General features: G+C 70.6%; 3 protein-coding genes and 1 pseudogene. 2 read left to right on the top strand and 2 right to left on the bottom strand.

Annotated elements, in window-relative coordinates; translation table 11 throughout:
- The coding region (locus HUU95_RS09465; RefSeq protein ID WP_254602721.1) for a M3 family metallopeptidase at positions 1 to 963 on the bottom strand (963 nt) is incomplete at its 3' end.
- 244 nt (positions 964 to 1,207) lie between these two features.
- Between HUU95_RS09465 and HUU95_RS09460 the strand changes: the two genes are divergently transcribed.
- On the top strand, positions 1,208 to 3,040 hold the full coding sequence (locus tag HUU95_RS09460; RefSeq protein ID WP_174279885.1) for a DUF885 domain-containing protein: 1,833 nt from the start codon (positions 1,208 to 1,210) through the stop codon (positions 3,038 to 3,040).
- 169 nt (positions 3,041 to 3,209) lie between these two features.
- Entirely contained in the window at positions 3,210 to 3,674 is a 465-nt protein-coding gene (locus tag HUU95_RS09455; protein WP_174279884.1) for a hypothetical protein, read from the top strand.
- A 116-nt stretch (positions 3,675 to 3,790) separates the two neighbouring features.
- Here the strand turns inward: HUU95_RS09455 and HUU95_RS09450 are convergent.
- Positions 3,791 to 4,066 (bottom strand): annotated as a pseudogene (locus HUU95_RS09450) (bifunctional 4-hydroxy-2-oxoglutarate aldolase/2-dehydro-3-deoxy-phosphogluconate aldolase); the annotation flags it as partial.
- Between the last annotated feature and the right edge of the window lie 300 nt (positions 4,067 to 4,366).

Here is a 4,366-nt window from a genome sequence, read left to right as displayed (position 1 = left end):
CGCCGCCGGCGTCCGCGCCATCTGGTCGGCGAGCACATAGTCCGCCCAGCTCGGGAAGCCGAGCAGCGCCGCCTTGCGCGCGCGCAGCTGCGCGATCCGGGCGATCGTCGCGCGGGTGTCGTTCGCGTCGCCCCGCTCCGCGCGCGTCCAGCCGCGCTCGAACAGCGCCTCGCGGGTCGCGCGGTTCGCCATGCTGCCGAGCGGGGGCTGCTGCGTCGTGTTCTGGAGCGGCAGGACGTAGCGGCCGTCCAGCCCGCGATCCTTGCCCGCCTGCGCCGCCGCGGCGACCGCGCCGGCGTCGAGCCCGGCGAGGTCCGCCTCGTCGCCGACCACCAGCGCGCCGGCCTTTCCCGCCGCGAGCAGCTTCTGCTGGAACGTGGTCTCCAGCGTCGACAATTGCGTGTTGAGCGCGCGCAGCGTCGCCTTGTCGGGGTCGGACAGCTGCGCGCCGGCGCGGATGAACCGTTGGTGGATCACCTCGGCCAGCTGGCGCTGCTCAGGCCCGGTCAGCGCGTCGCGGCCGGCCCAGACCGCGTGGACGCGCGCGAACAGCCGCGGATCGAGGTAGATCGCGTCCTCGTGCTGCGCGAGCCTCGGCGCCTCTTGCGCCTGGACCTTGTCGAGCACGGGATCGGTGTTGGCCTGCACCACCGCGCTGAAGACGTGCTGGACGCGGTCGAGCATCCGCCCCGACCGCTCCATCGCGACGATCGTGTTGTCGAACGTGGGCGGCGCGGGGTCGGCGGCGATGCGCCGGATCTCGGCCAATTGATCGGCCATGCCCCGCTCCATCGCGGGCTGATAGTCGCCGTCGCGGATCCGGTCGAAGCGGGGCGCGTGGAACGGCAGGTCGCTCTCGGCAGCGAACGGACCGGGCGCTGCCTGCCCCCGCGCGGCCGACGTCAGGCAGTTGGCGGCGGTGATCGCCAGCGCCGCGGCGCCCAGGGTCGTGAGACGGTTCATGTGATCCTCATCGAATTGGTTGTGCGGCGTCGGCCCGTGCTGCGATCATCCACAACCGTGACGGGAAAACCAGCCGCCAATCGCTTTTCCATGATCCCTGCGGGCGGACCGCGCCATGATCGACGGCTGATCCCGGTCGTGAGGACCGTGGCCTGGCCGAATGCGGGCGTTGGATGGTTGCGGTCCGCGGGCATGGGGGTAGGTTGGACACGAGCCGCCACGAGTCGCCAAGGGGAAATCACGCATGCTGGACCGTCGCGCCTTTCTGCTGAGTTCGCGCGCGAGCTTAGCCGGTATTGCTCTCGCCGGTCCGGGGTGGGCCGCCACGCCGCCGACACCCGGCCCGAGGCGATCGCCGCAGTTTGCGGCCCTGCTCGACGCGCTCTTCCAGGCCGATCTGCGCCTTCGTCCGGAAACGGCGACGCAGCTTGGTCTCGACAAGGGCGCCAACGCCGCGCTGCGGTCGCAGCTGAACGACCCGTCCGACGCCGGCCGTGCGGCGGCCAGGGCGCAGACCGGCGAACAGCTCGCCCGGCTCCGCGCGATCGACGTGGCCACGCTTTCCCCGGCTGATCGGCTGGACCACGAGGTGGTCAGCTATACGCGCCGGTCGGCGGCGGCGGTGCAGGCGTTCGATTTCGGCGGGTCGGGCTACGGCCCCTCGCCCTATGTGGTCAGCCAGCTGACCGGCTCCTACCAGAGCGTGCCGGACTTTCTCGACACCAAGCACCGCATCGAGACCAGCGAGGACGCCGATGCCTATCTGGCGCGACTGACCGCGTTCGGCGGCGTGCTTGACGCCGAGACGGCGCGGATACGGCACGACGCGGGCATCGGCATGGTGCCGCCGGACTTCATCATCGACCTGACCGTCGCGCAGCTGCGCAAGCTGGACGTTCCCGCCGATCAGGCGCTGCTGGTGACGTCGATAACGCGCCGCGCGGCGGCCAGGGGCCTCGGCGATCGCCATGCGCGAGACGCCGCGCGCATCTACGACACCGCCGTCCGGCCGGCGCTGGAGCGCCAGATCGCCGCCATCGGCGCGCTGAGGCCAAGGGCCGCGCACGACGCCGGCCTGAACACCCGGCCACAGGGACCGGCGTTCTACGAGACGGCGCTGCACGGCACGACCACCACGACGCTCGGTCCAGACGAGGTCCATCGGTTCGGCCTAGACCAGGCGCGCGACATCTCGGCGCGGCTCGACGCGCTGCTGCGCGCGCAGGGCATGACGAAGGGGACGGTCGGCCAGCGGATGGCCGCGCTCTACAAGGACCCGCGCCAGCTCTACCCGAACACCGACGCCGGCAAGGCGGAGGCGATCGCCTATTGCAACGCGCGGCTGGCGGCGATCCGGACGAGGCTGCCGGCCTATTTCAAGCGCCTGCCACCCTATCGGTTCGAGGTGCGACGCGTGCCGCCGCAGACCGAGCTGGGGGCCGCGTCGGCCTTCTCGCAGTCGCCGGCGATCGACGGGTCGCGTCCGGGCCTTGTCTACTTCAACCTGCACGATACGGCCGAGTGGCCGAAGTTCTGCCTGGCCACCACCGTGTACCACGAAGGCCTGCCGGGGCATCAGCTGGAAGGCGGCCTCGCGCTCTCCAACACCGACCTGCCGCTCATCCGGAAGGCGGGCGGCTTCTCGGGCTATGCCGAAGGCTGGGCGCTGTACGTAGAGCAGCTGTCCGACGAGATCGGAATGTACGACGACGAGCCGCTCGGGCGGCTGGGCTATCTGAAGTTCCAGCTGTTCCGCGCCAACCGGTGCGTTGTCGATACCGGCATCCACCATCTTGGCTGGAGCCGCGAGCGGTCGATCGCCTATCTCGTCGAGCAGGACGGGGAGGCGCCGGGCTTCGCCGCGCGCGAGGTGGAGCGTTACTGCGTCACGCCGGGACAGGCGTGCAGCTACAAGCTTGGCCATTCGACCTTTGTCGACATCCGGGAGCGCGCCAAGGCAAAGATGGGGTCGCGCTTCGACCTGAAGGATTTCCATGAGGCGGTGCTGGCCCCTGGCCGGGTGCCGCTCGACACCTTGCGCGAGATCGGCGATCGCTGGATCTCGAGCCAGGCCTAGCCGCCCCGACCGGGACGACCGCTTCCGCCAGGTTACGCCGAGCCGTGACGGCCGGTGGTCGCCAGCTGTCCGGGTGTCTGCCCGGTGGCGGGACGGCGGGATCGGTGCCCTTTGCGGCGACAACGGTTTCCGCTTTCGTTCCGCCGCTCGCTGACTCATAGCATCGTCCATGCCGATCCGCCCCGAGCACCGCTGGCTGTATCCGATCGACTGGCCCGAACTCTCGCGGATGGTGCGGTTCATGCGTGCGGGCGGCCGGTGCGATGGCTGCGGTCGCCCGCACGGGCGCGAGGTGCGCTGCCTGGACGATGGCCGCTGGTGGGATGAGGACCGCGACCACTGGCGCGACGGGCGAGGGCGGCGCGCCCGTGGCCTGCCTCGCCCCGGGCACGAGCGGGTCACGCAACCGGCGCTGATCGAGGATCTGCGACCCGTCGCGCATCGCGTGACGCGGGTGGTCCTCGCGAGTGCGCATCGCGACCACGATCCCGGCAACAACGCGTCCCGCAATCTCGCGGCGTTCTGCCAACGCTGCCACCTCCTCCACGACGCGCCAGAGCACCGGCGACGGCGCTGGGCCACGCTGTTCAGGAGGCGCGCCCTGGGCGACCTGTTCCTGGGGCTGTACCGGTGAACCGCCATGGCCGGACACCGGCTCCTGATCGGGCGGGTTAGCTTCGGACCCGGGCGTCCCTGCACAGTGAAGCGGACCGGCCGCATGTCCGGCCAAACGGATGGAAGCGGGCGCGTTCAGCCGTCCCCGCGGCGTCGCATCGCGCCGGCCGCGCGCGCCGCCGCCTCGATGGCCTTCGGATCGATGTCGGTACGGCGCACCATCCAGCTGCCACCGACGCACAGCACCGCCTCCAGGTCGAGCCAGGCGGCTGCGTTGGCCGGCGAGACGCCACCCGTCGGGCAGAACCGGACCTCGCCGAACGGTGCGGCCAGCGCCGTCAGCGCCGGGATGCCGCCGGCCGCCTGCGCGGGGAAGAACTTGAACCGCGTCAGGCCAAGATCGAGGCCAAGGGCACTAACCCTCAGCCGTACGGCGTGGTTCGCCCCACGCCGTCCGTCGAGATGAACGTCGGCCGCAATCGTGCCGTCTCGCGCAACGCGTATCCAGGCAGTGCCGCCTCGTCCGAGACTACGAAGCTCGCATCGACCTATCCGAAGCCATGATCCATGCCGCTATGACCAACTCGTTTATCCGATGCATCTCACACCCGTGAGTTTCCGAACGGACTCTTAGCGGTGATCGATATCCAAGCTGAGAGGTCGAGCCGGGCCGGCCGCCGCTCAACCCGCGCCAACGCGAACAGCTTACAT

The organism is Sphingomonas bacterium, from assembly GCF_903643065.1.
GTDB lineage: Bacteria > Pseudomonadota > Alphaproteobacteria > Sphingomonadales > Sphingomonadaceae > Sphingomonas.
The sequence above is the reverse complement of the archived record's forward strand: the minus strand, read 5'-3'. Positions and strand labels throughout refer to the sequence as shown.